The sequence below is a fragment of the Salininema proteolyticum genome, from assembly GCF_042685645.1.
GTDB classification, from domain to species: Bacteria; Actinomycetota; Actinomycetes; order Mycobacteriales; family Micromonosporaceae; genus Salininema; species Salininema proteolyticum.
In genome coordinates, this window is record NZ_JBHUNX010000001.1 from 2,401,218 (window position 1) to 2,427,684 (window position 26,467).

A 26,467-nucleotide genomic window follows, 5' to 3' on the forward strand; every position below is an offset into this window, starting at 1 on the left:
TGAGAATTCTTGGTGCCCTTTCGATGCGGATGCTTCGCTGCGACTTCACTTGCCATTAATAGAATATACTTCTAATACTGCCACGGTCATCTTCTAGGAACTTCGATCCCACGATGAGGTCATGATGACTCGTACTATCGCCCGCCTTCTCCAAGCCGCAACCGCGGTCGCCCTGTTCCTCTTGGGGTTCGCTCTCCCGTTGCCCTCGTCCGACCCAGCTGACCGCTTCCCGCGCATAGACGGCTACGACGAGTCCCTCGCTCTGATCGACCTCTTCGCCGGGGGCGGGCTGTCCGCCCTGTCCGTATTCGGCATAGGCATCATCCCCCTCCTTCTCGCTCGCGAGCTGATCGACAACGCGGCCGAGTTCGCACGGCGCCCGGCCCGGCTTCGGAAACACGAACCACGTGCATTCCAACGCCTCATCAATGGGACCGGACTGGCGGTCGCCGTGCCATTGAACCTCTGGATCGCCGCTGCCCACCCGGCTTCGGACGAGGCCGAAGGGCTACTTCTCCTCTGGGGCGTCCTGATGGCGGGGTCTGGAGTCGCCATACTGTTGAGTTCGTGGATCGACCGTACCGGCCTGACACAGGGCGCCACACTTCTAGCCGTCGTACAGGTCGGCGCAGGACTGTTCGCGGCCGCACCGTCCGATCTGGTCGAGGTCATCGTGCCCCTGACGCTCACCGTCGTCGCGGTTCTCGCCGTCGTCCTCCTCTCTCAGGCCGTTCGCAACGTGCCCATCCAGTACGCGAAGAGGATGGTCGGGCGACGCGAAATGCGAGGGACCAGCACCCATCTTCCGATCCCGCTGATCGTCGATGCCGTGTTCCCCATGGCGCGAACGACCTTCTGCGCCTTGTTCCTTATCGTCGTCGCCGTCCGACCGTGGGCCGAGGTGTCGACGGGATTCCAGGCGGGCTTCAGCACCGTGGTCTTCCTCCTCGGCGTCATAGGCACCACCTTGCTGGTCCGAGAGCATTCCGGCCCGCTCGCCGACCGCATCAAGCAGGCAGGAGGGTTCATTCCCGGCATCCGGCCCGGGCAGCCGACCGCGCACTACCTGAGATTGACCCAATCGCGAGTGGCCGCGGGAGGTACGGGCCTCCTGCTCGCCGTGCTCGCGGTGCCGCTTATCGGCTCCGCCCTCTGGGGCCCTGGAATAGCCACCGGAATCTCCCTGCTACTGGTCGTACACGGCGGGGCACAGGTCGGACTCGCCGTCGCCCGGAGCCGCGCCGCCGAGCTGGCCAAGGACCGTTTCGCCGGCGCACTTAGATTATCGGCAGACCGAGCCCGGGCCCTCGCCGCCGGCCGGAATCGAATCGTCGGCTGCAGACGATTCGCTTGCAGAATAGCCGGGCCGCATGAGAATCGGGCGGTAGGCTACGGGGCACACCCGGCGCTGCCGCAGCGACGAGCACTCCGTTCACGACTCCCGCCGCATAGGAGCGACCACATGATCAAAGGCCCCTACGAAATATTCTTCGCCAACGTATGCCGTTTCAAGGAGGTGCGTCCGCCGTTGCCGGAGGACGTCTCCATGATCATCCCTGAGTACGAGCGCAACGACGAGCACGGATTCAACCAAGTGAGGAAGACGGTTCGCGACGGATTGGCTCCGGAAGGCCTGCACGACGTAGCGCTCGCCGCGCCACGTCTCGTCTTCTGGCGAATGGCGATGGACCTGGCCATCGCGGGCCCGCCGATACCGGAGGACTTCGGTCGGAGGTTGTGGAACCGGGCGTTGGAAGAGGGGCCGCCGGACATGGCATTCCGCGACGTGGCGCAGCTGGTCGAGAACGACCACCGGAGGGCGTACGAACGGGCGTTTCGCCATGCCGGATTGCCCTATGACGAGATCATCCCCGCCCTCGAATCACCGGACGCGCGATTGCGGGAGGCGGCCGTGTCCGTCTTTGCCGTGATGCACCCCCGATACGGCGGCGACATCGAGGAATGGTTCCACCACACGGCCAACCGGGTCTGCCCCGTGACCGGTGCGCTCAATGACATCGCCGAGCACCTCGTGCGGGACAGGGGTTCCGATCTCAAGCCGGAGATTCGGCTCCATCTGGCCGTCCGCGACGACGATATCGGCGCACTTCGCGGGATCCCCGATTTCGAGCGCCTGTATCGCAGTGAACACCGCCGGGCGAGCCCGGATCGACAACTGGAACTTGAGGCATTCCTGCAGCGTCACAGGATCCAGAAAGTTCTGATCGCCATCAGGGCCGAGGCCGTCCGAAAGCAGCGGGGCCGTTCGGGTGGGGCGCCCGCCCGCCCTCGACCCCGAAACTTACAGGCAGCGGAGCACGATCGAACGTCTCTTCGGTCGGCCCAAGTGTTTCCGGGCAGGTGCTGCGAGGCTCGACAAGCCGGCGGTCCGTTGCCCGGCCGCACTCCATCTTGCCCTAATCCTGGGCCGGAAGCGCATTTCGAGCAAACCCCCTGATGGCGCGATTTCACAGGGCCGCGAAGTTCGATCTAGCCGAGTGACCAACGTGTTGAACGTCCTCGTATTCGCAGGGAGGCTCCTGGTCGTTCTGCCTTGTGCCTCAACGACGCAACCCGCGAAGAAGCAGGTCCACCATCCGGTCGGCGTCGTACCGGGGGTCGGTGTCGTCCCCGATGCAGAGGTTGCCGATTCCCCGCATGAGTTCGTAGGCCTTCGTGCCGGTCTCGATCTCACCGGCCTTCTCGGAGGCTTTGAGAAGCCGCGCGCAGACCGGTTCGAGGCGGTCGAGGAAGTAGGCGTGGAGAGCGGCGAAATCACTGTTGTCCGAGCTCATGGCATTGGCCAGGCCATGCTTGGTGACCAGGAAGTCGGTGAAGAGGCCGATCCACTGGCGGAGGGCCGCGAAGGGCGAATCGGCCTCGGACAGTAGCTTCGGCCCGGCAGCGGCGCACTCTTCGACCTGGTGACGGTAGACGGCGACCACCAGGTCGGAGCGACTCGGAAAGTGACGGTAGATCGTGCCCACTCCGACGCCGGCCTTCGCCGCGATCGTTCGGATGGGCGCGTCGACACCTGAGGTGACGAACATTTCTGAGGCGGCGGCGAGCAACGCCTGCTGATTACGGACGGCGTCAGCCCGCTTGCCACGGACCTTCTGCTCTTCCGAGCCCATGCGCTCCCCTTTCGTCGTCCGCCATTAAAGCAGACCACCAGCACGTTCGCAAAACGGAACACAGTTCCGTATAGTAAACGGAACGATGATCCGTTTACTTCGCATCCGAAGGGAATAACCTGCCATGAACACCGCAGCCTCACCCGCTCCCGTCCTCTCGGTCGCACCGGTGACCCTCCCGGTCCCCGGTCGGCCCGTCGACCTGGAGATGAAGGTGTCAGCCCCCGTCGATGGCTCCGACCTACCGATCATCCTGCTGTCACACGGCCAGGGGTTCTCGACTCATCTTTCGTCGCTGCACGGCTACGCGCCTCTCGCCGACTACTGGGCCGCCCGCGGATTCGCCGTGGTGCAACCGACCCACCTGAGCTCCATGACGTTGAGCGGCGTTCTCGGTCCCGACGTTCCCGGGGCTCCCATGCATTGGCGGTCGCGCGCCAAGGACATGTCCGAGATCCTCGATCGGCTCGACGCGATCGAGTCTTCAGTACCGCAACTGCGTGGACGCCTCGACCACGGCAAGGTCTCCGTCGTCGGGCACTCGATGGGCGGGCACACCGCCAGTCTTCTGCTGGGGGCCGGTATCAAGGACCCCGAAAGCGGGGAGACACTGAACTTGGCCGACCCTCGGATCAAGGCGGGCATCCTGCTGGCCGCACCGGGCAGGGGCGGCGAGGCCCTGAGTGAATGGGCCGCCGACAACTTCCCCTTCATGGCCGGCGTCGACTTCTCCACGATGGCGACGCCCACCCTGGTAGTGGTGGGTGACGAGGACGAGTCGACGCACCTGACAGTGCGCGGGCCCAGTTGGCACGCCGACCCGTATCACCTCGCGCCGGGACCGAAATCCCTGCTCACCCTCTTCGGGGGACAGCACGGTCTCGGAGGGGTGTCCGGTTACGACGTAGCCGAAACGACCGACGAGAACCCGGATCGAGTCTCGGCGGTCAGGAAGTTCGGCTTGGCTTACCTGCAGAGCCGGTTCTTCGGTGGTTCCAACTGGGAAGCAGCCGGTAAAGAACTCGCCGAGGCACCTCGCCCCCTCGGGAGAGTGGAGTCCAAATAACTCGATATGAGGCGACTAGAAACGTACCGGATCTGAGAGTTCAGACCCCATAGAGGCCATCTCCGAGGTCGAAACCCAGTACCGCCCGGGCGCAAAGAGCCTCCGGTATCGGTCTTTCCCAACCACAGGATCGACGACCGCCGGAGGCTCTCCTGCGTCGCACCTGCGACTCGAGTCCGCACAAGGCCCGGAGGTCGTCGGTATGCCCCTCCGGCTGCGCCGAAGCCGAGTGGGCCCTGATCGGGCCGCTGCCACCGGTTCTGGCGTCCCGGACCGGACGTGGCGGACACGAGCAGCTCTGCCGCGACACGAGCGTAAGCCCGAGCACGCCGAAGGATTCCTACTGGTAACAAGCACCTTTGTCATGACCGGACTGCTATCCGAGATGGAGTCATGGCCTGAGAGACGGCTTCGAAGGGCTCGTATGTGGCTGAGGTTGTGTCTGAAGAGTAGTGCGATCAGCGAGACCTCGAGTGGCACAATCAATCTATGCGATTCAAATAGGATCGATGTGCCGGCGCTGATCTGGCATGCGAAGGAGACGGATGTTCGCCTACTACCTGAGGTACTTCAATCCGAGGCTGTCCCCGCACCAGCCGGAACAGACGCCGGCGTCGGTCATGGTGATCTCGCTGGAAGGGCTGGGCGCGATGCTGTGGAGCCGTCGTGAGCAGGGATGGGTTTACGACCCCGCAAGCATCGGCCGGTGGATGGGGAAGCTGGAGAACGAGGACCTCTACGACCCGATCAACCGGGCAGAGGCGGAAACCCGGATGCGGGAGATCACGGACGGGCGCGAGGGGCTTCCGGACGAGGCGACGATCGAATGGATCTTCCAGTGGGACGGCAACCCGCCGCAAAGCGAGGACTGAGTGCGGGCTGAGCGACTACCAGATCCGATGACGGTGCCCTTGGTTCCTTGCAAGTCTCGATGGCAGTGTGCGCCTGTGCGTTCCTTGCTGTCACCGCAGACAGCGGTCTAAAAGCCCAGGAGGGCTGGGCAGTCTCACAACGCCGATCGTTCGGCGTTCGCTAGGCCGGACCCGCCCGCAGTCAGCTCCCCAGAACGAGACTGGTCAGGTCTTCGGATCTAACCAGAGAGCGACTGTTAGCCTGTTTCGGTGAGTCACAACGAGAACGCGCCTTCCTATGAGGAGCTGGCTGCGCTCGTTGTCGACCTGAGGCGTCGCCTTGATGCCGCTGAGGAGCGGGCAGAGCGGGCCGAGGCCCGCGCGGTGAAAGCTGAGGCTCGGGCGGCGAAGGCGGAGGCGCGGGTTGCGGAGTTGGAGGCCCGTCTTCGGAAGGATTCCTCGAATTCATCCAAGCCCTCATCAATTGACCAGTTCAAGAAGCCGGCGAAGAAGCGTTCGCTGCGGCGTAAGTCGAACCGTAAGCCCGGCGGGCAGGCCGGCCATGAGGGGAGGACCCTCCAGCGGGTGGCTGTCCCTGACCGGGTGGTCGATCATTTCCCCGCCGCCTGCGGTGTGTGCGAGGCTGACCTGTCCGATATCGATTCCTTGGGGTTTGAGTCCCGGCAGATGTTCGACATTCCCGACCCGCGTACCGAGGTCATCGAGCATCGTCTTCACTCGCTGCGGTGCGAGTGCGGGAACCGAGAGAAGGCACAGGCCCCGGAAGGTGTGGTCGCGCCGGTCCAATACGGCCCAAAGGTCTCAGCGCTGGCCGCCTACCTCTATGAGGTGCAGTTTGTCGCCAAAGAACGGGTGGCCGAGACCATCGAGGCCGTGACTGGTACTCGCATGTCGACGGCGACGGTCGAGGCTATGGCCTCCCGCGCGGCGGAGAAGATCAGCTTGTCGGAGTTCATCGAGCGTGTTCGCGCCTACCTGGCTGAGGGCGAGGTCTTGTTCGTCGACGAGACCGGTATCCGCGTGGCAGGAACACTCGCCTGGCTGCACTCGGCCTCGAACGAGACCGCGGCTGTGTTCCTCGCCCATCCCAAACGAGGCAAGGACGCCATCGCGGCGATGGACATCCTCCCGCACTTCACCGGGGTTATGCATCATGACTGCTGGGCGCCGTACGATGCCTACGCGAATATCGTTGCCCACCAGCTGTGTAATGCTCACGCGCTGCGAGAGTTGCAGGCCGTGTGCGATGCGGTCCACCGCGATGCCGATGTCGGAGACGACTGCTGGTCCTGCCGAGTCTCGGCCAGTTTGAAGCGGATCAAGCGCTGCGTCGAGGCCGAGCCCGGTGAGCCCATGACCGGGCCCTGGTACCTCGCTACGCATCTGGCGGCGTGGGAGAAGGCCGTCGATCAGGGCGTGGCCGAGACGGCCAACCGGGGCAGTCCATTGGAGAAGAAGGCGAACAACCTCGCCACACGCCTGAGGGACCGACGGGAGGACTACCTGCGGTTCGTCACCGACGAACGTGCGGAGTTCTCGAACAACGCCGCCGAACGGCAAGTGCGGATGGCGAAGGTCAAGATGAAGGTGTCCGGAGGCTTCCGATCCTGGGACGGAGCCGACCGGTTCGCCGTGCTGCGCTCCTATGTCCACACCGCCCAGAAACACGGCAAAACCGCCACCCAGGCCCTTTCCTCGGTATTCACGCCCCACATCTGGCAACCAGCGCTTTAACCGAACCCCTGACCAGACTCCCCAGAACTAGTCCAGGCGTCGGTCAACTGGCAACGACGCTGCCGAGCAAGAGTCCGACAAGTCCGTGAACAGCGAAAATACCGTCCACTCTGTGAATATACGGAAGTGGCGTTCAGGTTTTGGCACAGGCCTTGATACGTTCGGGGACATGGAAGACCGGGAAGCCCTGCTCAACGGAGCCGAACAGTGCCTGCTGAGCAAGGGGTACGAGTGGACGACCGTCCGGGACATCGCGACCGCCGCCGACGTCAGCATGACCGCCATCGAGTACCACTTCGGTTCCCGCGACTCGCTACTGCAGAGAGTCCTGTTCGACGCCCTGGAGGACTGGGACGCCTCGCTCCAGGCCTCCCTCGCCGAGACGGCGGGCAAGAAAGGGCGTGAGCGATTCCTGGCCGTCTGGGAGATCCTCATCCGCCACCTCCGCGAGAACCCGCCCCTCTGGCGGGCCAGCTTCGAGCTGTTCCGCCAGGCGCAGCGCTCACCGGAACTGATGACGGTATACAAGGACAACCAGCCCGGGACCCTCTCCGCGATGGCTTCGCTCGCCTCCAGCATCGACGAGGTCGGCATGGTGCCGGAGGAAAGCCATACGACGGGCAACGTGCAGCTCGCCCGCGTCAGCGGCGCCGTCACGCAGTGGCTGACCAATCCCGAGACGACGCCCTCTCCGGACGACCTCTTCGACGGTCTCACCTGGCCCGGTCCATAAACCCGCGCAGAGGCACGAGGACTTCCCCTCCCATATCGTTTGACGATCGGCCTTTCGAGCTATGAATAACACGCGTAGTGCCTAACCTGATGCCATGGCAATACGCGGCACAGCCAGGAAGGCCGGCACCCTCTGATGGCCGGCGCGGGAACGCAACGTTCGAGGTGTCTCTCCCACCCCTTTTCTCGAACATGCCCTACGACTTCGGCCGTTCGGGAATAGTCGCACCTTCTTCCTCGGCGATGTCGCGCCAGCTGCGGTTTTTGGTGCGTGGTTTGGCTTGTTCGGCGGTGCAGACGTCGCAGTAGCGGGTGTCGTTGTCGGTGGGGGTGTTGCAGGTCCAGCAGCGGTGGCGGCGTTGGGGCAGGCTGCCGTCCTTGAACGGCGGTTCGAGATTCCGGAGGCGGTCGAGGCGGTGTTTGATGACGCCGAAGGGGTTGCGGACGTCTTCGGTGCGCGGGCCGAGCCAACGGCAGATGGCATCGCTGTCCCATCCGGCCGCCACGAGTCGGGCGACGTGGTCGCGGATGAATCTCCGGCCGCGCCCATGGATCTCCCAGAACTCCCCGACCGTCTGGAGCGCTTCCGCGAGAGCACCCTCATCGACCTCGATCTCAGGCTCGGACCCTGGTTCTTGGGTCGTCGCACTGGAAGGCTTCTGATTCGGCGCTGTCTCCGAGTTGGAACTCTGCTCCTTGAGCGCCTGCGGTCCCGCATTCGGGGTCGGTTGAGGTTCGGGATCCAGCTGAAGACGGCGAACAGTAACGTCGTGCTCGATCGATGCGGCGTCCGGCTCCCGAACCGGTTCATCGGTCGGCCGCTGCGATACCGGGACTCGCTCGGGTTCCATCAACGCCTGTGCGTCGCCTACCTCGGCCGGAGCTACTACCGGAGGGGCCGAGACGGGACTGTCGATCGAAATGGTGAAGCTGTTGGGGCGCCGGTAGGCGCTGTGCCGCTGGACGAGGCCTTCGCCGGCGAGTCCGTTGAGCGCTCGCTGAACGGTACGTTTAGAGAATCCGGAGAGCTCAGCGAGGGTCGTGACCAGCAGTCGAGGTGTGGTCGAGCCGTTGTCGGCGAAGGTGGCAAGGATGAGGAGGACGACCTTCTCACGGCTCTTGAGAACACGATCACGGCATGCGGAAATCAGGTCTGGACGCATGATACGTTTGAACTCCTTTCTGGCCGCGCATTGCGCAACCAGTTTGATTTGGTGGAGGCGTCCAGGAATTCGTTTGGCGACGGAAGGCCTGGGCGCCTTTTTCATTGCTTAGGGGTTCAACGAGCTGAGGACGGATCGGTTACGGGTTCTCCCGGTTTTTCTTCCCGATTTTTGCGAAGCTTCCCTACCGGTACACCGGTTAAACCCATGTCCAGTATTGGTACACCGGTATAGGGCGGCACCCGCCTGTCACCCCACGGCCAGATACGCGTGGGCCGCAACCCATTTCATTACGCCTAGAACACATTCGCTACCCTTCCCAGTGGGTGCACTGTTGCACCTCCCCCACCGTTGAGGAAGGACCACCCTCTTGAGCAGTCTCGGCGAACTGCACGGACACACAGCCGCACTCACCGCCCTGAGCGACGAACTGAAGGGCGAAGCGTCGTCTCTCGGTACAGAGGCGAAGGCGCTCGCCGGGCAGCTGACGGCGATCGGTGCGGCCAACGCCCAGCCGGTCAGTTCGGCTGCTGAGGTGACAGAACAGGTCCACGAGACCCTGGGCCTGTTCGACACCCAGGTCGCGGAGGCCTCCGCCATGATCGCCCAGTTGAAGAAGTTAGGTCGGCGGTCATGTCTCAACTGGAATAGCTCCGCTCCCGGTTCGCCGCGTTCAAGGAGAGGGTCAACGAGCTGAAGGCGCAGACCGGCGCCGCCCAGATCGACACCGAGAAACTGGCGGATCGCCTGGGGAACATTGGCACCGAAGGATCGGCTGACACCCTACGGAACGCGGCCGGCCGATTCGAGGGCGGCAGAGTCACCCTCACCACCCTGGACACAATGGTCGACTCGGCACTGGAACTCATCGACCAAGCGATGAACCAGCAAGGCGGCTCCTCAAAGCCGTCAGGTGGAGATCTGCCCTTTACTGTCACCGTGAAGGAGAAGAGCGATCCAAGCCTGTTCACTTCGCCAGGAACCTTCGAGAAGGAAAATCAAGGCAGCTCCGATGATGGTGGAAAATCCCGGTTCCAGCGACTCGGACGGAAACTCGTCAATGGGGCCGGCGATCTTCAGAAGAACGCCAAGGACCAAGGCGCCGCGATACAGGGCCAGCGATCTGACTCGTTCGACCCATGGGGGGCACAGGCAAAGGCGGAAGTACAGCACCGAGGACCGTCGTCATCTGCGCCAACGTGTCAACGGTCTTGCGAACTTCCCCACTGGCGGACTCGTAAGGTCCCTGCTGGCGGACATCTAAGTTCCCCAGAACACGACTGAACGTTTCCGTTTAGCTACTGAAAGAAACGACTCCTTTGCCAGTAGTCGCTTCGTTCAACCGGTGGCTCTCGCCTGAGGTGACGGCGATGTGCGCGTGGTGCAGCAGCCGATCGACAGTGGCCGTGGCCAGTGTTTTCGGCATAATCTCATCGAACCCGCTGGGGTGGAGGTTGGACGAGACGGCCAGGGAGCGTTTCTCATAGGCGCTGTCGACCAGGCGGTAGAACCCTTCGGCAGCGTCGTCGGAGACTGGAAGCAGGCCGATGTCGTCGACGATGATCAGGTCAGCCCGGGCGATTCTGTTGAACGCCTTGTTGACCGTGTCGTCAACGCGGTGGCGTCGGACGATCGCTCCGAGGTCTTCGATCGTGAACCAGGAGACGGCCAGGCCGGCGTCAACGGCTGTCTGTCCGATGGCTTCGCTGAAGTGCGACTTGCCTGTTCCTGAAGGACCACAGATGCAGAGGTTCTCCCTGCGACCGATCCATTCGAGCGTGCGCAGCGCCTGCTGAGTCGGGGCGGGGATCGACGAGGCGGTCTCGTCCCAGACATGGAAGGTCTTCCCCGTGGGGAACCCTGCCCGTTTGCGTCTGGTGCGCAGGTTGGAAGACTCCCGGCCGGCGACTTCCTCGGCCAGCAAGACGCGGACGATCTCGGCCGGGTCCCAACGCTGGGCCTTGGCGGTCGGGACGACCTCCTCCAACGCTCGCCGGAAATAGGGCATCTTCAGCCGTTTGGTGAGGGCGATGGCCTCCTCGTAAGCCTGCCCGGTCGCGGCGGCGACGGCAGATGCGGGCGCCGCCATTCGAGGTGGGACCGGGGCGGAGGTGGTGTCGGTCAATGGTTTACCTTTCACTCATCATATTTGTTTGGCCTCGAACCCGGCATAGCCCAGGTTCGGGGCTTTTCTAGTTCGGTCCGAAGGACGCCCAAGCGCCAGTGCCCGGCTGTAGGGAGTGGTCCTCCGAAGCGCGTGTGACCTCGGCGCGGGCGCGGTATTGCTGGTAGGCGAGGATGTCGTCGAACGAAGCGGTGTCGAACCGCTCTGCGGTGCAGGCGGTGGCCAACGCTCGGATGACAGCGGGCCTGCCGTGGTCGCAGACAGCTTCGAGCGCTCGGGTCATGGTCTGGGAGATCCTCGAGGCGCCTGCGGCTGCGGCGGCGATCAGCCATTCCTCCGCCTCGTGCCCGAGGGCGAGGAACTGGGATTCGATCTTGTTGCCGGGTTTCGGGCGCCGGTTCCCGCGGGTCGAAGGCGGGTAGTGGTCGTCGTTGATCGATGGTTGGCCTGGTGTGGAACGCGTGTGGCGGGCGACCTCGCGGGCTCCGGCCTCGCTTGCAGCGACGATGACGACCTCGTCGCCATCATGGCGAACCCAGACAGTCTGATCGGTAAGCTGGTGCGGGACGGAATAGACGACCCGGTTGAGCGTGACCGTCGCGTCCCTCCTGACCCGCCGAGTCTCCCCGAACGCTGCCGAGAACGGTTCCTCTGGGACCAGGTGCAGACGGGTCTGTTCCTCCATCAGGGCCTCTGCCGGGACGCGTTGAGTGGCGGTATGGACGCGGAAGTTCACTTCTTCGGACCAGGCCTCGCAAGCCTCTTCCAGGGCGGAGAACGCCCCGTACTGGGCCCGCAGGTTGACGGCGGTGGGGACGAGGTCGCGCTTGGCGATCTTCACCGTGTTCTCCGACCCGCCCTTGGACTCTGGATCGGCTGGGAGACAGGTGCGGACGGTCGTGCCGTAGAACCGTCCGACCTGCGCCATGGTTGGATGGCGGACTGGGATGCCGGCGACGTGGTCGAGCGTGACGGTCTTTTCGTTGTCGGTCAAGACGTAGGTCGGGACGCCCCCGATGATGCGGAACGTCCGGTCTAGGCAGGCGGCGACGGTCGGCAACGTCTTGTCCCAGATGGGGAACACGACGCGGAAGCGTGACCAGGCCAGCCAAGCACACCACAAGTGCGTGCGCTGCCCGTCGACCTTCGGGCCTTCGCCGTAGTCGTATTGCAGCCACATGCCCGGCTCAGGGATCCAGGGACGGTAAACGCGCCGGTTCCCCGACCGCCAGGCGTGCTTCGCCGCGGCCACGGCCCGCCGTGTCGTCCGGTCAGTGCCCGTGAATCCCAGCGCGGTCAGCTTGCGGTGTACGACATCAGCGCCGATCTTGCCCTTGGAACGCTCGACGAGCTCCTCGATTTTAGGCAGGTAGGTGTCGATCATCTTCGCCCGCGGCTTGCGCGCGGTGGGGTCGACGCCCTGGCCGCGCAGCGCGACGTAGTGGGCGACAGTGTGGTGGTCGCAGCCGGCGAGTTCAGCGGCTTTGCGGTACGAGCCGGTCAGGTCGTAGGCCTCGAGGATTTCCATGATCTCCCTATCCGATTTCACAACCGGTAATCATCCAGAACACGATTCGATAACAGTGGGGAATTTTCGTGTCCGTGAGTGGGGACCCAGTCCTGTCCGCCAGCGGGGACTCTAACTGGCCACCATTGGGGAGTTTGGCACGTCCACTAACACCAACGCATGCTGACGTGAACGTTGCTGACACCGTTGGTAGCCTCATTGTGACCGGCATCGTTGCGGTAGAAGCGCTGTCCAGAGCTACGGGTCTAAAGAAGCGAAAGGATTCTGATGGAACACGGTAATGAATTCAAGCAGGCTATGAAAGCAATGGCGCTAGGAGAATCGAACGGCCCAGATCTGGTAACTGCCCTGCCAGATGGCTCAGAAGGCCCCTGGGGAATTTACACGGCGGCCATGTTCGCTGCCATATTGGATCGCGTGTTCAGGGACAACGCCAGTCCAGAAGCGGTGAAGAGATTTACCGATGGAGTAAGGTACGCCTACCGGAATTCCACCCCGCCCGTCAAGACGCTGGTTCTAGAAGGACTCATTCGGGGAATGCTGGGAGAGGACCACCTTCTCGACGAGATCAGCTCCGAAGAACAGTACGAGGCCGAGCTGCTGGCAATTCGGTATGTGACGGGCACTGACGAACATGTTTCCCTTCACCTTGAGAACTACCTCGTAGATGCGGAGACATTGGCGGACTCATGGATGGAGGACGAAGGCTGAAACAACTGAACTATAGAAGTTTGTCATTGTTCGACACACCCGGACTCGGTGAACGTTGACATTCCATACCGCGTGTTCAACACTGAACCTTGGTCGGCCCGTTCCGACAACGGCCGAGGTTGCGAGTAGACAGCCAGTCTTCTTAAAACAGCGGCTCGCCAGTACAAGCTACCAACTTCACTCTGGCGAGCCGCCCACCACATTTCCAACTCCTCGGAAGGAGTCGTCATGTACTGGCCAATACTAGTGCATCGAGCTGCCCGAAACCAGCTCCGTCACCCGAAGCCACGGCGCGTCCCACCGCCACACTCGCCCACCCGGCGATGACCGGGCTTCTCTTCACCGCACTCGCCGTCATCACGCTGCTTCTCAGCGTCATTCTCTTCACACCGGGCCCCGACCGGCCAAACCGGCATGCCCACCCGACGGCGATCACCTTCCCCGACCACTTCAACGAACCTCTGTACAGAGGAGACTGGGAACAACTCGATGCCAACGACAATCGCGACTTTCAGTCTGGCATGGAACCGGATTGACATCGTCAAACGCTCCGGCAAAAACTCACTCTGGGTCTACATCGAAGGCCGCAAAGCCGCCACCATCAACACCAAGGGGCACTTCCTCCTCCCCCTCCACGGATGGCGAATCAGCGACCACTTCCGCTTCTGGATCCTCCGACGCACCTTCGCCGTCCTCGCCCTCCGCCGACTCGACCCCGAAAGGAGCAGCGCCCTATGACCGACCTGATCACCCACCTCACCGCCATCACCACGGCCATCCCCGTCGGCGGACTCATCACCGCACCACCACGACCCGACAAAAGTCGAACACCACCGGCCAGGCAGCACCCCACGCCCCGGCCCTACCCACCGCACACGAACGGCCCGGTCCTGGGGTCGGTCTCCTTCCTCGCCCGATCCTTCGACGTCCGCGCCATAGGCCGCACCGTCGCCTCCGTCGTCGCCATCGAACCAGGCGGGCACGAAACCCACGTCGCCTCCCTCGACTGGACCACCGGCCCACCCGCCACCGTGCACTGGGCTGACACACCCGCCCGCCACGCCCTGGTCACAAACGGCACCCGGCTCCAACTCGCGCTCGAACAACGGTTCCGCGCCGTGGTCGAACACGCCGCCTTCGCCATCCCCCTACCGCAACGCTTCGCCGACGAAATCCGGAAAGGAGCCGACCATGCCAGTCGTCTACCTGCCCTCTGACACCACCGACCTCGGCACCATCACCCACGACGAACAAACCTTCCACGCACACCTCGACCAGAGGTCCAAGACCGTCTTCCTCCTCCTACCCGACGAAGACGACCGCCCGACCCGCCAACGCCCGCCGGCCGTGATCGCCAACTGCAACCCATGGCCCGAACCAAAACTCGTCATCTACACCGACGCCCTCTACCAGCAGTCGCTCCTCGTCTCCAACTGGACGACCGACCTCGCCGACAAAATCGCCCACACCGTCCGACCATGGCTCTCCTGACGATCGGGCGGTGAATGCGTAACGCGGCCAACCGGTGGGGCTGAGCCTTAGGCTCAGCCCCACCGCGGCCTTCACGCTGATAAGCGGCGTCACCGACACCGGTGCGCATGCGGGCACGACGGACTGACGACCAGGCGTTCAGCTGCGAGGCGATAATGGGCTGCGTTCGCTTCCGGCCGTATGGCACCATCGACCCATGCTTAAACTCACCGATTTCATCATCGACTGTCCGGACCCTATGAAGCTCGCGGCCTTCTACTCCGAGGTGACGGGTACTCCGATGAAGCCGGACAGCAACGAACACTGGGCCGGCATCCGCTTCGGCGAGATCGAGCTGGCCTTCCAGAAGGTGGAGGACTTCCGCCCGCCGCGCTGGCCGAACGACGAGCACCCCAAGCAGTACCACCTCGATTTCGAGGTGGACGAGTTCGAGCCCGAGCAGACCCGCATCGAGGAACTCGGCGCGAAGCTGCAGAAGAACTTCATCAACGACGAAGGCTACGGATGGCAGGTCTACACCGACCCGGTCGGACACCCCTTCTGCCTGTGCCGGAACAAGGGTGTCACCTGGGTCGACGGCAAGGTCGTGTGGCCCTAGAAAGTCCCGTTCATTTGGCGGGCGGTCGGTAGGCACCGTCCGAGAACCCGAACAGGCCCGAGACCGCGACGTTCTCCGGCTTCGGCTCGACGAGCTCAAGCCGAAGCCGGGACGCCGGTCCCGGGCCGATCTGCGTTCAATACGGCCCCTGTCGTAGAGACCGGGACCCCTGTCCGAGAAGGTGGAAAATCAGGCGATCCCGATGTACTCGCCGGTGTGCCCGCCGTCCTCGGTCGCAAGGACGGAAGCGAGTCCCACGGAGGCGACGGGCTTTCGGGAGTCGCCGCTTCTCCGAGCCGCGGGTCCCGTTGAGGGGTGTGAGCGCCAAGGTGCTGACGCAGTCGCTGCGCGGGCTGGAGCAAGCGACCCTGGTGAATCGCCGGGAGCTCTCGGACACGCATGTGGAGTACGGGCTGGCAGAGCTCGGCCGCAGCATGGTCCCGATCGTGGACAACGCCTGCGAATGGACGAGGAATCACTGGCTGGAGCAGTTGGAGGTTTCGGAAGGGTACCGAGTCGGCGCCCAAGCCCGCCTGCGGGGTGCGCATTGCCAGGGAACAAGTGTCACGCGGTGCGGTACGGTCCTGCGGTGAGGCGATGGGACGTTCGCCCAGGTCGGGAAGTGATGACACCCAGAAATATTTAGTGACTTACTTCACAGTGAATTTCTGTCAGCAATCGTCGCACTGCCCCGTTCAAAGGGCAAGCGAATCAGACAGGAGCACCATCATGAAGCACCGCATCCTCGTCCTGGGCGCGGGATACGCCGGGGCGATCACTGCCGGGGCCCTGGCCCACCGCCTGCGCCCCGAGGACTTCGAGATCACCCTCGTCAACGCCGCGCCGGTCTTCGTGCAGCGCTTGCGCCTGCACCAGGTCGCGACCGGCCAGGACGTCGAGGCCCCCGCGCTCTCCGACATCTTCGCCGGCACCGGGGTCCGGGTCCGCCTGGCAAAGGTCACCGCCGTCGACCCCGCGAGCAACACCGTCGCCGTGACCGGCGAGAACGGCGACGAAGAGATCCCCTACGACACCCTCTGCTACACGCTCGGCAGCGCGGCCGCCGACCACGGCGTTCCCGGCGTCGCCGAACACTCCTTCGACTCCACCGGCCACTCGGGCGCCCTGCGCCTGCGGGACCGCCTGGGCGGATTGGGAAAGGGCGGAAAGGTCATGGTCGTCGGCGAAGGCCTGACGGGCATCGAGACGGTGACCGAGATAGCCGAGTCGCGCCCCGACCTCTCGGTGTCCCTCGTGGCACGCGGCGAGCCGGGAGCCTGGTTCTCCCCCGCGGCACGCCGCCACCTGGACGAGACCTTCGACCGACTCGGCGTCACCGTCCACGATCACACCTCCATCGAACGAGTCGAGCAGACTCAGGTCGTCAGCACGGACGGTACCGCCTACGGGTCCGACGCTACGGTGTGGGCCGCCGGATTCAGCATCTCCCCGATCGCCGCCGCCGGCGGCCTGGAGGTCGTGGACGACGGCCGGATGGCCGTGGACCGCACCATGCGCTCGCTGTCGCACCCAAACGTGTACGCGGCCGGAGACACCGTCTTCGCGGCCGACAACCACGGCCGGCCGCTGCCGATGTCGTGCGCCTCGGCCGGATACACCGCCTTGCAGGCGGCCGGCTCGATCGCGGGGCGCCTGACGGGCCAGAAGATCGGGATGACCAAGCTGACGTACTTCGGCAACCACATCAGCCTCGGCCGCAAAGACGGCCTCATCCAGCTGGTCGACGGCCGGTCACACTCGCTGTCCCGGCCAGTGAGGGGACGGAAGGCCGCGCGGGTCAAGGAGGGCATCCTCCGGATGACGCTCTGGACCGTGCGGCACCCGACCTTCGGCATGCCGAAGCGGAAACACCGCCTGGCCGCCGGGCGGCCCGGCGAGAAGGTCTCCGCCTGAGGCGCCCCGCATGGACAACACCGCCACCGAACGATTCGAGGCCGGCCGGGACCGGCTGGCCTCGCTCGCGTACCGCCTCCTCGGCTCGGCCGCCGACGCCGAGGACGCGGTGCAGGACGCCTTCGTGCGCTGGCAGGCCGCCGACCGCGAGCGCATCGAGGTTCCGGAGGCCTGGTTGACGAAGATCGTCACCAACCTGTGCCTCGATCGGCTCCGCTCGGCACGGGCGCGACGCGAGCGCGTGGTCGGGACCTGGCTGCCCGAGCCGCTCTTGGAAGGCGACCCCATGTTGGGGCCGGCCGACACGTTCGAGCAGCGTGAGTCGGTCTCTCTGGCAGTTCTGCTGCTCTTGGAGCGACTCTCGCCGGTCGAGCGCGCCGTCTACGTTCTGCGGGAGGCCTTCTCGTTCGGCCATGCCGAGATCGCCGAGGTCCTCGACATCTCGGAGTCCGCCAGCCAGCAGCACGCGCACCGGGCTCGGCGCCGGGTGACCGCGGCGCGGAGGGGTGGCGAGGTGGACCGGGAGTCGGCCCAACGGATCGTCGAGGAGTTCCTGACGGCAGCCACGTCGGGGCGCGTCGACCGGCTGGTGGCGTTGCTGACCGACGACGCGACCGCCATGTCCGACGGCGCCGGATTCTCTGAGACGGTCATCGAGTTCCGCACCGCCCAACGCATCGCCGCGCTCGCGCGTGCCGGATTCACCCCCAGTGCGGCGAAGCGGAGGTTGGTGGGCGGTTCTCTGGCGTTCCACTTCGGTCTGGTCAACGGCTCCCCGGCCATGCTCGCGGTGCTCGCGGGAAACGTGAGGGGAATGGTGGCGTTCGAGATCAGCGAGGGAAGGGTTACGACTCTGCGCGGGATAGGCGCCGCATCGCGGCTCGGCCGTCTGTCGGAGGCATGGCGGGGGCGCGACCACGGCGAGCCGATCATAGCGGATTGGTGATCGCCCGGGGCCCGTCGCAGGTGGCGTGAACTGTGAGGGAGGACGTTGTCGCATAATCTGGGTACACTGTAAGCAATACGCTTTCACGGTGAGCCCCACCGTAATGCGACCCGTCAATTTGTCCCAGGAGGAGCGATGGCCACCACTTCCGCGACCGGACCGCCCTCGGCGCCCACCCCGGCCGCCGACCGCAAACTCACCCCGGACCTGGCCCGGGGGTTCATGCTGCTACTGATCGCCATGGCGTACGCAGGCACCTACCTGACCGCCGACGACATCGGCGGCTACGGGCAGCCGTTCGGCGGGAGCGCCCTGGACCGGACGGTCTCCACGGCCTCCGCCCTGTTCCTCGAGAACCGCGCCTTCCCCCTGTTCGGAGTCCTGTTCGGGATCGGGCTGGTCATGATGACCGACGCCGCCCGCGCCAAGGGGAGGCCCGACTCCCAGACCCGTTCGACCGTCCGCCGCCGCAGCCTCTGGCTCCTGGCCTTCGGCTTCGTCCACGCGACGCTCGTCTTCTCCGGGGAGATCCTCGCCGCCTACGGAGTCGCCGGGCTTCTCCTCGGGTGGCTCCTGTTCCGCCCCGACAAGGCGCGGAAGAGGGCCACCTGGATCGTCGCGGCCTACTACCTCGTGGTCGTCGGGATCGGCTCGGTCGTCGTCGGCCTGGCCATGAACGCCGACGGAGAGTCCTCACCGGACTGGGACTCCAGCGTCGGGTACGCCACGGCCGAGGACTGGATCACCCGCGTCGCCGGGGGATTCACGGCACCACTCATCAACGTCCTGGTCTTCCCCATGCTGATCCTGGTCCTCCTGGGCCTGTGGATGGGCCGCAGGGGATACCTTCAGGACCCCGACGCGCACGTGCCCGCCCTGAAGAGGCTGGCCGCCATCGGCATCGCCGTCTCGGTGGCCGGAGCCCTACCGCTGGCGCTGTCCGGGGCCGGCCTCGTCACAGTCTCCGACGGCACCGCCATGGCGTTCTTCGGGCTCCAGATCCTCACCGGCGTCGCCGCGGGGGTCGGATACGCCTCCCTGTTCGCACTGATCGGGCGTCGGCTGCAGCGCGACCCCGGAGTCCTGACCAAGGCGCTCGCGGCGGCGGGTCAGCGTTCGCTCTCGGTGTACCTCTTCGCGTCGGTGGGCGTGGCAGTCCTCCTCCACCCCGACCTGGTCGGCCTCGGCGACCACCTCCACCGGGCGGGCGGCATGGCCGTCGCGCTGGTCGTGTGGGCGGCCGGAGTCGCGCTGGCCGCCTGGCTCGCCCGTCTCGGCAAGCGAGGTCCGGCCGACGCCCTGTTGCGGCGGCTCGTGTACGGCCGTCGCTGACGACGGCGGCAGTTCGAGGGTGGCCGTCCGGCGCAGCGTGTTGTTGCGGAGAGCAGTGGGGAACGGGGCCCGTCGCCGTTGACGGGCCCCGGGCTAGACCGCCGGCGACGAGGCGGCGTCGTCAGCGTTAGGCGAGGAATCGGTGTGGGTTAAGGGGTCGGGTTCCGGTCCCGGTGCGGTAGTCACCGTTCGGAGTCGAGGTACTCGATCAGTTCCCGCAGGCGGGAGCTGTCCTCGTCGTACTCGGCCGAGCCGTAGGTGCGGTCGCCGGACAGGGCGCTGACCGAGACGGCGCCCTCGGCGAAGGTCGCGGTGAAGTCGGAGTTCCCCTTCTCCTCCGGACGGCAGAACTCCCTGCCCTCTTCGCAGATCCGCGCGCTCATCGTGTAGGCGCCGCCGTCCTCCTCGTACTCCCCGACCAGGACGGTTCCTGTCCCGGCCTCGGTGAAGCGGAGGTCGGAGACCTGCTCGCCGTCGGGGGCGTCGGGATAGTTGACGCTGACCACGTAGTCGCTCGTCAGGACGCCGGAGCCCTCCAGATAGGAGACGAGTTCGCCGCCGAAGCCGGCCGCCGCGTCGTAGGTGTCCGGGTCCACCACGAGGTCCTCGTTAACATTGGCGCTGAGGGCGATCGCCGGAAGACCCATATTGTGCGCCGCCTCGGCGACGGCGAAGGTGCCCGAGGTCGGGATCTGTGAGGCCAGGTTCGGCCCGGAGTTGACGCCGGAGACGACGAGGTCCGGTCCCTGCTCCCAGCCGACCAGCTCCCCGAGGCCGTACTGGACGCCGAAGGTGATCGCGTCGACGGGAGTGGCCGACGGGGAGCCTTCGGCGCACTGGCCGGAATCGTCTAGGCAGACACCGTAGACGGCGCCTCCGCTCGGGGCGCCCTGGCAGGCTCCGGCGCACCGTTCGGGCACGGCTTCCGGTTCGCCGAGGCTGAACGTGTCGCCTCCGTGGCTGATGGCGCCGGACTTCGAGCTTTGGAACCCCCACGGGGAGAACACGACGACGTCGGCGCCCGCCTCGCACAGCCGGGACCGCAGCGCGTAGAGGCCCAGGCCGTCGGATCCGTCGGACTCCGCGGCCCGCATGGAGTCGTCGTTTCCCATGAGGATCCTCATGCCCTCCAGAGATTCGGCACTGAACTCGGCGGAATTGGGGTCCGGCGGGTCGTCGGCTGCCTGACCGGTGCAGGCGGTCAAGGCGAGCAGGGCGGTCGCTGCGAGCGCCGCGGCTCGACGTCGTCGTTCGGGCAATGGGCGCACGGTGGTCTCCTCCGGTCGATGTCGACTGCGCGAGTGTGGGACCCAGCCTAGGCAAACCGGGCTCGCCATAGCGAGCCCTCGGTATGTAATGTTATATATATGTAATCAGATAGACTTCATTCCGTTGCAAGAGAAGGGCGCCGTCGGGCGCCGTAAAGCGATTGCCGGGGCGAGACCGATCTCCTACGATGACCGTCAATGGATGAACCCATCGCTTATGCGCATTTGACCTACAACTCCCCCATAGCCCCTTGGCGAGCCGAGCGGCTGATCGCACGGCTGGCCGCGCGGAGACCGGCACGGATTCTCGACCTGGGCTGTGGATGGGGTTCGCTGCTGCTCGGCGTTCTCGCGGCCTCGCCTGAAGCCGGCGCCGTCGGCGTCGATCTCGACGGCGACCTCCTGCGGCGCGCCCGGAAGGCCGCCGAGGCCGAAGGGCTGACCGCGCGAGTCGAGTTCGCCGAGAGGGACGCTTCGACTTGGGACGAACCCGCCGACCTGGTCCTGTGCGTGGGCGCCTCCCACATCTGGGGTGACTCCGGCAGCGCGGTCCGCGCCCTGCGCCCCTTGGTGAAGCCGGGCGGGTTCCTGCTCTTCGGCGACATGGTCTGGGAGAGGACTCCGACCGACGCCGATCTTTCCCGGCTGTGGGAAGGAGCGTCCCGCGACGAGCTGCCCACGCTCGCGGCACTGTCGGAATCCGTGGTGGACGCCGGTTTCCGGCCGCTCGGGATCGAGACCGTCGAGCGCGGCGAGATGGACGACTTCGAGTCCGGTTTCCTGGCCGACTGGGAGGAGTTCCTTCTGCGCCACCCCGACTCGCCGAAGGCGGAGCACTACCGCCGCATGGCCGACGAACATCGCCGGACCTGGCTCGAAGGCCACCGGAATCTGGCGGGATTCGCCTATCTAGTGGCCGGACGGCCTCACGAACGCTGAGGCCGTTCCCCGATTCTCAAGGGCAGGCGCACGGTGAAGACGGTCCGGCCCGGCTCGGAGTCCACGGTAACGGCCGCCCCGTGACGGGCGGCGACGGCCTGGACGATCGCCAGGCCGAGCCCTGTCGACGACGTCCCCGCCGATCGGGCCCGCGCCGGGTCGCCGCGTGAGAAGCGGTCGAAGACCGTCGCCTGATCCTCGGCGGGAATACCGGGGCCGTCGTCGGCCACCGTGAGGACGCCGTCGCCTCGGCGTCGGGTGAGCCGCACCGACACCGCCGTTCCGCGTGGCGTGTGGACCGCCGCGTTGGCGAGGAGGTTCACGACCATTTGGCGGAGCCCGTCCTCCTCGCCGACGACGATGACCCGAGCGTCAGGAGTATCGACCGACCACCGGTGGCCCGGATGTGCGACGGCCACGTCGCTCGCCGAGGTGAGCATCAGTTCGGCGAGGTCCACCTCTTTTCGAGCGCTCGTGGGATCCCCGTCCAGGTCGGCGAGCAACAGCAGCTGCTCCACGAGGGCGCCCATGCGCCGCGACTCGGAATTGACGCGTTCCAGGGAGAAGACGACGTTCTCCGGCAGGTTCCCGTACCGGAGGCAGAGTTCGGTGTACCCGCGCACCGACGCCAAGGGTGTGCGCAGTTCGTGGGAGGCGTCGGCGACGAAGCGGCGCAGGCTCTCCTCCATCTCGCCGCGAGCGGCGAAGTCCTCGTCGATGCGGTCGAGCATACGGTTGATCGCCGCGCCGACGCTTTGAAGCTCCGAGCTGGACGCCAGGACCGCTTCGGGGACGCGTCTCCCCGTGGCGTCCATGGCCCCGCCCGGTCGGCGGGACACCTCGGAGGCCACGTCGGCGAGGTCGGACAGGGGTCTGAGCCGCTTGCGGGCCGACGCCCGGGCGAGCGCCCACGCCAGGAGGACACCGGCGGCGGTGACGCCGGCGGAGGAGGCCGCAAGGGTCGTCACCGTGCGGTCGATGGCGGCCGTGGAGAATCCGAGGACGAGCGTCGTGCCGTCCTCCCGCTCGGCGGTGACGAAGCGGTAGCGGCCCAGGCCGGGCAGTTCCGCCGTCTCGGGGCCGGCGGAGTCGAGCGCGAGCAGGACCGCTTCCTGCTCGGCGGTGAGATCGCTTCCGCCCGACGCGTCCAGGCGGACCGACCGTACGACGGCTCCTTCCGCGATCGCCGCGTCCACCGTCCCGACGAAGGGGCCGGGGAGCCCGTCGGCGGGAGGGGGCTCGATCCCGGTTTCGGCGCCGTAGCGGACCGACTCCCGCAATTGGGTGTCCAACTGGTGCATGAGGAGCCGTTGCGCGAGCAGGACTGTCGCGGCGCCGGTGGAGAGGCTGACGATGACGACGACGGAGGCCAGGCTCGCCGTGAGGCGCCTTAGCAGGCTCGGTGGCCCGGCGGCACCGTCACGGCGGCGGCCGGAGCGCATAGCCCACCCCGCGCACGGTCTGGATCATCGACTCCGAAGGGTCCGAGTCGATCTTCCTGCGCAGATAGGAGACGTACAGTTCGACGACGCTCGCCCTGCCGGTGAAGTCCCGGTCCCATACTCCGGAGAGGATCTGGCGTTTGCTGAGCACCTGGCGCGGGTGCCGCATGAGGTAGAGCAGGAGCTTGTACTCGGTGTGCGTCAGGTCGACGGTCCTGGAACCGCGCCAGACCTCGTGGGTGGCGGTGTCCAGGTGCAGGTCCCCCACCGTGATCCGGGTGTCGCCCGGGCCGTCGCCCCAACCGCTGCGGCGCAGGAGGGCGCGCATGCGGAGGACGACCTCCTCCAGGCTGAAGGGCTTGGTGACGTAGTCGTCGGCCCCCGCCGCCAGGCCGGCGATCCGGTCGGAGACGGCGGCCTTGGCCGTGAGCATCAGGACCGGGACGTCCGGTTGCAGGTCGCGGAACTTCCGCAGCAGGGTCACGCCGTCGGTGCCGGGCAGCATGACGTCGAGGACGACGAGGTCCGGCGGGCCGGCGCGGAAGGCGTCCAGGGCCCGGGGGCCGTCGGCCGCCGTGGCCGCTTCGAGGCCCTCCAGGCGAGCGGCCATGGCCAGCAGGTCGGCCAGGTTCTCCTCGTCGTCCACGATCAGCACCCGGGCGTCCCGGCTCGGAGTGCCGTCGCCCCCTTGGGTTCCGCCGTCGCGGGCTGCGAAGTCCACGGCTTCAGTCTAGGGCCGGCGGCCGCTCGAATCCAGCGAGAGATCCAGGGCCCCTTGGCCTCGCAAAACTTATTACCGACTGGTATTGACTGGCCCGCAACACGGCTGGAATACTTTATTCACACTTGCCTATCCCTGGGAGGATGAATGAACCGATCACGACTGCGCAGAGCCGCCGCAGCGGCGCTGCTGGCCGTCATGGCGGCCGTACCGACAATGGCCTTCACCGAGGCCGAACAGTACGTCGCCATGGGAGACTCCTACGCCTCCGGCGTAGGTGCCGGAGACTATGACGGCTCCGACTGCTCCCGCTCCTCCAACGCCTACGGGCCGCTGCTCGCCGAGCGGCTCGGCGCCGAACTCGTGTTCCCCGCCTGCGGCGGGGCCACCATCCCGACCGTCTACTCCGGCCAGATGGACTCGCTGTCGCCGGAGGCGGACCTGGTGACGATCTCCGTGGGCGGCAATGACGTCGGATTCTCCGACATCATCAGCACCTGCACCTTCAGCTCCGACGCCACCTGCTTCGAGAGGATCGAGGAGGCCGAGGCCGACGGGCGCGACCGCGTCGCGGGCGAGCTCGCCGACCTGTACGCCGACATCGCCGCCGCGGCGCCCAACGCGGACACGGTCGTCGTCGGCTACCCGCACCTGTTCCACGAGCAGGCCTGCTTCTCCGCGTTCGGCATCAGCGCGGCCGAGCAGGAGCGGCTCAACGAGGGCGTGGACACGATCAACGCCATTACCGCCGAAGTCGCCGCCGCACAGGGATTCACGTTCGCCGACCCGGTCGACGACTTCGCGGGGCACGGGATCTGCTCGTGGACGCCGTGGATCAAGGGACTGGACTTCGACGGCGCCTACCACCCGAACGCGTCCGGACAGGCCTCCGGTTACCTGCCGGCAGTGGAGGGCGCCCTCTAGGACCGACCGCCATAAGGACTGACTGCTGTAGACGGAGGGCCCGTGCCGTGGCGCGAGCCCTCCGTCGTGCCGTCCGGACCGAGAAACCCTCCGCCCCAGCGGTCCTCCCCATGTACCCGCCATGTGGGATGATCGAAGGAGCCAGATCCACCCCGGGAGGAGCACCCATGCCGGAAGCCGAAACGGAGATCGACGAACTGATGCGCCGGTTCCTCGGAGCGTTCACCAACACCGGCGGCGCCCGGCCCGACGTCGAAGCGATCCGCGACGTCTTCCTGCCCGACGGGACGATCATCAGCAATGTCGGCGGCGACCCCAAGACTTACGACCTGGACTCCTTCATCGAACCGAGGGAGCGGATCCTCACCGACGGGACCCTGACCGAGTTCTCCGAGTGGGAGGTGTCGGAGCGGACCGAGATCTACGGCGGCATCGCACAGCGGTTCAGCCACTACGCCAAGTCGGGCGCACTCCGTGGCGAGTGGTTCGAGGGCGAGGGCCGCAAGTCCACCCAGTTCGTAAAGACCCCGGATGGATGGCGGATCAACTCGATGATCTGGGACGACGCATAGCCGGCAGAGAGCTGCCGTGCCGGTGACCGGAGTTCTCGCAGCATCTGCCCGGTCGCCGAAGGCCCGACAGCCCCTCAATTCCCATGAAAGGTCCGCCCCGGTGGAGGCCGTTCTACGCTCCGCTCTGGGCAGAAGGCCTGTCCGCGATATCATTCTCACCGACGAGCCAAGGCTCGCCATCGCCGACGACGTGCCCACTGCAATAGCGAAGCGGAGCAGGGATCGGAACTCTGTTGTGCGGTTCTCCGGACTCAGGCGAACTCGTCGAGGAGACGGTAGAACGCGATCTTCTCCTCGTCGATCCTCGCTGGATCGATGCCATAGGCCTCCATGAACGCGTGTGCCGCCCAGGTCCCCCATTGCGGATTGAGGCCCCGATCGGACAGGCTGCGTGTCATCAGCGCCAGATCGCTATAGCGGTCGGCCACTCCGACGCGTCCGACATCCACGATTCCAGAGATCGCGAGGGTCGCAGGATCCGCCAAGACGTTGGGCGCGCAATAGTCGCCATGACAGACGACCGCCTCCTCGGGCGGAGCCGAGTCAAGTGCGTCCTCCAACTCGCCGGAGAGCTCCTGAAGGTCCGCACCGTCACGTTCCTCGTCAAGATCGTCGAGGTCGACCAGTTCTAGATCGGCCGCTTTCCGTGCCGCGGCGGCCATTTCCTTGACGCCCCTGGAAAAGGGGCAGTCGGAGACGGGCAGGCCGTGCAGCCTTGCCGTGAACTCCCCCAGGAACTCCATTAGCCCCCTTCTTTCAGCGGGGCTCCAGGGCTCGGCCAGGCTGCGTCCGGAAACTGCGGTCATGACCAGGTATTCACCTTCGCCGGTTCGACCGGCGTCGACCACCTCGGGCGCGGGTACGTCCTGCCCGGCGAGCCATTCCAGTCGCTCGGCCTCCTGATGAAGGTGGAATCCCGGGTCGGGGTGCTCGTTGAGCGCGGCGGTCTTCACGAACAGGTCCCTGCCCGTGGGAGATGCGAGGTGGAAGACACGGGCATCGGACATCCCGATAGCCACTGGTCGCCATTCGTAGGCGGCATAGCGCCGGCGGAGGGTTTCGAGCGGCATGGCCCGATTTTGCCAGAAACCCGCTCCTGCGGCCAGCGAATTCATACGCGATCGCCTCATGGCCAGTGGGAACTCGAACTGAAAGCGAAATAGCTCGACTGACTGCCGAAGGCGAAGAAGATCTCGCTATATTGACATGATTATTTCTATTGTATTTACTACCGTTGCCGTCAACGTGGGATTGA

At 65.7% G+C, this 26,467-nt stretch carries 27 protein-coding genes; 19 read left to right on the forward strand and 8 right to left on the reverse strand.

Annotated features, from left to right (window positions below; translation table 11 throughout):
• Positions 1-124 precede the first annotated feature (124 nt).
• Positions 125-2,458, forward strand: coding sequence for a hypothetical protein (locus tag ACFTE1_RS11160; RefSeq protein ID WP_380762930.1), 2,334 nt, complete (start codon positions 125-127; stop codon positions 2,456-2,458).
• A 103-nt stretch (positions 2,459-2,561) separates the two neighbouring features.
• Here ACFTE1_RS11160 and ACFTE1_RS11165 read toward each other — a convergent pair whose 3' ends face one another.
• Positions 2,562-3,134, reverse strand: coding sequence for a TetR/AcrR family transcriptional regulator (locus ACFTE1_RS11165; protein WP_380624810.1), 573 nt, complete (start codon positions 3,132-3,134; stop codon positions 2,562-2,564).
• Positions 3,135-3,258: 124 nt separating this feature from the next.
• Between ACFTE1_RS11165 and ACFTE1_RS11170 the strand changes: the two genes are divergently transcribed.
• The 4 genes from ACFTE1_RS11170 to ACFTE1_RS11185 all read left to right on the forward strand — a co-directional run bounded on the left by ACFTE1_RS11170 (position 3,259) and on the right by ACFTE1_RS11185 (position 7,539).
• Positions 3,259-4,200: an alpha/beta hydrolase family protein gene (locus ACFTE1_RS11170; RefSeq protein ID WP_380624808.1), complete on the forward strand. Its 942-nt coding sequence runs from the start codon at positions 3,259-3,261 to the stop codon at positions 4,198-4,200.
• Between the two features lie 545 nt (positions 4,201-4,745).
• A complete protein-coding gene (locus ACFTE1_RS11175) occupies positions 4,746-5,072 on the forward strand; it encodes a hypothetical protein (protein ID WP_380624806.1) in 327 nt (108 codons plus the stop codon).
• Between the two features lie 249 nt (positions 5,073-5,321).
• Positions 5,322-6,806: an IS66 family transposase gene (gene tnpC / locus ACFTE1_RS11180; protein ID WP_380762700.1), complete on the forward strand. Its 1,485-nt coding sequence runs from the start codon at positions 5,322-5,324 to the stop codon at positions 6,804-6,806.
• A gap of 169 nt (positions 6,807-6,975) precedes the next feature.
• Positions 6,976-7,539 carry a TetR/AcrR family transcriptional regulator gene (locus tag ACFTE1_RS11185; RefSeq protein ID WP_380624858.1) on the forward strand — a complete coding sequence of 188 codons (564 nt, stop codon included), beginning with the start codon at positions 6,976-6,978 and terminating at the stop codon, positions 7,537-7,539.
• Positions 7,540-7,735: 196 nt separating this feature from the next.
• On the opposite strand, the gene ACFTE1_RS11190 is transcribed toward ACFTE1_RS11185, so the two are convergent.
• Positions 7,736-8,806 (reverse strand): helix-turn-helix domain-containing protein, encoded by a 1,071-nt coding sequence (locus ACFTE1_RS11190; RefSeq protein ID WP_380624856.1) that lies wholly within the window; start codon positions 8,804-8,806, stop codon positions 7,736-7,738.
• Between the two features lie 265 nt (positions 8,807-9,071).
• On the opposite strand from ACFTE1_RS11190, the gene ACFTE1_RS11195 reads away from it, so the two are divergent.
• Positions 9,072-9,398 (forward strand): hypothetical protein, encoded by a 327-nt coding sequence (locus ACFTE1_RS11195; RefSeq protein WP_380624854.1) that lies wholly within the window; start codon positions 9,072-9,074, stop codon positions 9,396-9,398.
• Positions 9,399-9,995: 597 nt separating this feature from the next.
• Here the strand turns inward: ACFTE1_RS11195 and istB are convergent.
• Together istB and istA are read right to left on the reverse strand one after the other, a co-directional pair.
• Positions 9,996-10,790 (reverse strand): IS21-like element helper ATPase IstB, encoded by a 795-nt coding sequence (gene istB / locus ACFTE1_RS11200; protein ID WP_380624786.1) that lies wholly within the window; start codon positions 10,788-10,790, stop codon positions 9,996-9,998.
• 103 nt (positions 10,791-10,893) lie between these two features.
• On the reverse strand, positions 10,894-12,375 hold the full coding sequence (istA, locus tag ACFTE1_RS11205; protein ID WP_380624784.1) for an IS21 family transposase: 1,482 nt from the start codon (positions 12,373-12,375) through the stop codon (positions 10,894-10,896).
• Between the two features lie 246 nt (positions 12,376-12,621).
• Here istA and ACFTE1_RS11210 point away from each other — a divergent pair, with 246 nt between their 5' ends.
• The 10 genes from ACFTE1_RS11210 to ACFTE1_RS11255 all read left to right on the forward strand — a co-directional run bounded on the left by ACFTE1_RS11210 (position 12,622) and on the right by ACFTE1_RS11255 (position 19,346).
• Complete coding sequence (locus ACFTE1_RS11210; RefSeq protein WP_380625065.1) at positions 12,622-13,065, forward strand: hypothetical protein; 444 nt, start codon at positions 12,622-12,624, stop codon at positions 13,063-13,065.
• Positions 13,066-13,388: 323 nt separating this feature from the next.
• Entirely contained in the window at positions 13,389-13,601 is a 213-nt protein-coding gene (locus tag ACFTE1_RS11215; protein ID WP_380625063.1) for a hypothetical protein, read from the forward strand.
• On the forward strand, positions 13,555-13,803 hold the full coding sequence (locus ACFTE1_RS11220; protein WP_380625061.1) for a hypothetical protein: 249 nt from the start codon (positions 13,555-13,557) through the stop codon (positions 13,801-13,803). The genes ACFTE1_RS11215 and ACFTE1_RS11220 overlap by 47 nt, the downstream gene beginning before the upstream one ends.
• Positions 13,800-14,282 (forward strand): hypothetical protein, encoded by a 483-nt coding sequence (locus tag ACFTE1_RS11225; protein ID WP_380625059.1) that lies wholly within the window; start codon positions 13,800-13,802, stop codon positions 14,280-14,282. Before ACFTE1_RS11220 ends, ACFTE1_RS11225 begins: the two co-directional genes overlap by 4 nt.
• Entirely contained in the window at positions 14,257-14,556 is a 300-nt protein-coding gene (locus tag ACFTE1_RS11230; RefSeq protein ID WP_380625057.1) for a hypothetical protein, read from the forward strand. Before ACFTE1_RS11225 ends, ACFTE1_RS11230 begins: the two co-directional genes overlap by 26 nt.
• A 196-nt stretch (positions 14,557-14,752) precedes the next feature.
• Positions 14,753-15,154, forward strand: a complete 402-nt coding sequence (locus ACFTE1_RS11235; protein WP_380625055.1) for a VOC family protein — start codon at positions 14,753-14,755, stop codon at positions 15,152-15,154.
• A gap of 188 nt (positions 15,155-15,342) precedes the next feature.
• Positions 15,343-15,747: a winged helix-turn-helix transcriptional regulator gene (locus ACFTE1_RS11240; RefSeq protein ID WP_380762933.1), complete on the forward strand. Its 405-nt coding sequence runs from the start codon at positions 15,343-15,345 to the stop codon at positions 15,745-15,747.
• Between the two features lie 136 nt (positions 15,748-15,883).
• Positions 15,884-17,068: an NAD(P)/FAD-dependent oxidoreductase gene (locus ACFTE1_RS11245; RefSeq protein ID WP_380625053.1), complete on the forward strand. Its 1,185-nt coding sequence runs from the start codon at positions 15,884-15,886 to the stop codon at positions 17,066-17,068.
• Positions 17,069-17,078: 10 nt separating this feature from the next.
• Positions 17,079-18,014, forward strand: a complete 936-nt coding sequence (gene sigJ, locus ACFTE1_RS11250) for an RNA polymerase sigma factor SigJ (protein ID WP_380625051.1) — start codon at positions 17,079-17,081, stop codon at positions 18,012-18,014.
• Between the two features lie 135 nt (positions 18,015-18,149).
• Positions 18,150-19,346 carry a DUF418 domain-containing protein gene (locus ACFTE1_RS11255; protein WP_380625049.1) on the forward strand — a complete coding sequence of 399 codons (1,197 nt, stop codon included), beginning with the start codon at positions 18,150-18,152 and terminating at the stop codon, positions 19,344-19,346.
• A 182-nt stretch (positions 19,347-19,528) separates the two neighbouring features.
• On the opposite strand, the gene ACFTE1_RS11260 is transcribed toward ACFTE1_RS11255, so the two are convergent.
• On the reverse strand, positions 19,529-20,614 hold the full coding sequence (locus ACFTE1_RS11260) for a 5'/3'-nucleotidase SurE (protein WP_380625047.1): 1,086 nt from the start codon (positions 20,612-20,614) through the stop codon (positions 19,529-19,531).
• A gap of 198 nt (positions 20,615-20,812) precedes the next feature.
• Here ACFTE1_RS11260 and ACFTE1_RS11265 point away from each other — a divergent pair, with 198 nt between their 5' ends.
• On the forward strand, positions 20,813-21,553 hold the full coding sequence (locus tag ACFTE1_RS11265) for an SAM-dependent methyltransferase (RefSeq protein WP_380625045.1): 741 nt from the start codon (positions 20,813-20,815) through the stop codon (positions 21,551-21,553).
• Here the strand turns inward: ACFTE1_RS11265 and ACFTE1_RS11270 are convergent.
• Positions 21,541-22,995, reverse strand: a complete 1,455-nt coding sequence (locus ACFTE1_RS11270; protein ID WP_380625043.1) for a sensor histidine kinase — start codon at positions 22,993-22,995, stop codon at positions 21,541-21,543. The two genes, ACFTE1_RS11265 and ACFTE1_RS11270, sit on opposite strands and share 13 nt — an antisense overlap.
• The gene (locus tag ACFTE1_RS11275; RefSeq protein ID WP_380625041.1) at positions 22,973-23,716 is read right to left on the reverse strand and encodes a response regulator transcription factor; all 744 of its coding nucleotides are present in this window, start codon (positions 23,714-23,716) and stop codon (positions 22,973-22,975) included. The genes ACFTE1_RS11270 and ACFTE1_RS11275 overlap by 23 nt, the downstream gene beginning before the upstream one ends.
• A gap of 147 nt (positions 23,717-23,863) precedes the next feature.
• Here ACFTE1_RS11275 and ACFTE1_RS11280 point away from each other — a divergent pair, with 147 nt between their 5' ends.
• Positions 23,864-24,640 (forward strand): SGNH/GDSL hydrolase family protein, encoded by a 777-nt coding sequence (locus ACFTE1_RS11280; RefSeq protein ID WP_380625038.1) that lies wholly within the window; start codon positions 23,864-23,866, stop codon positions 24,638-24,640.
• 167 nt (positions 24,641-24,807) lie between these two features.
• Positions 24,808-25,212, forward strand: a complete 405-nt coding sequence (locus ACFTE1_RS11285) for a DUF4440 domain-containing protein (RefSeq protein WP_380625036.1) — start codon at positions 24,808-24,810, stop codon at positions 25,210-25,212.
• A 251-nt stretch (positions 25,213-25,463) separates the two neighbouring features.
• Here ACFTE1_RS11285 and ACFTE1_RS11290 read toward each other — a convergent pair whose 3' ends face one another.
• Positions 25,464-26,282: an APH(3') family aminoglycoside O-phosphotransferase gene (locus ACFTE1_RS11290; RefSeq protein ID WP_380625034.1), complete on the reverse strand. Its 819-nt coding sequence runs from the start codon at positions 26,280-26,282 to the stop codon at positions 25,464-25,466.
• Positions 26,283-26,467: the final 185 nt, after the last annotated feature.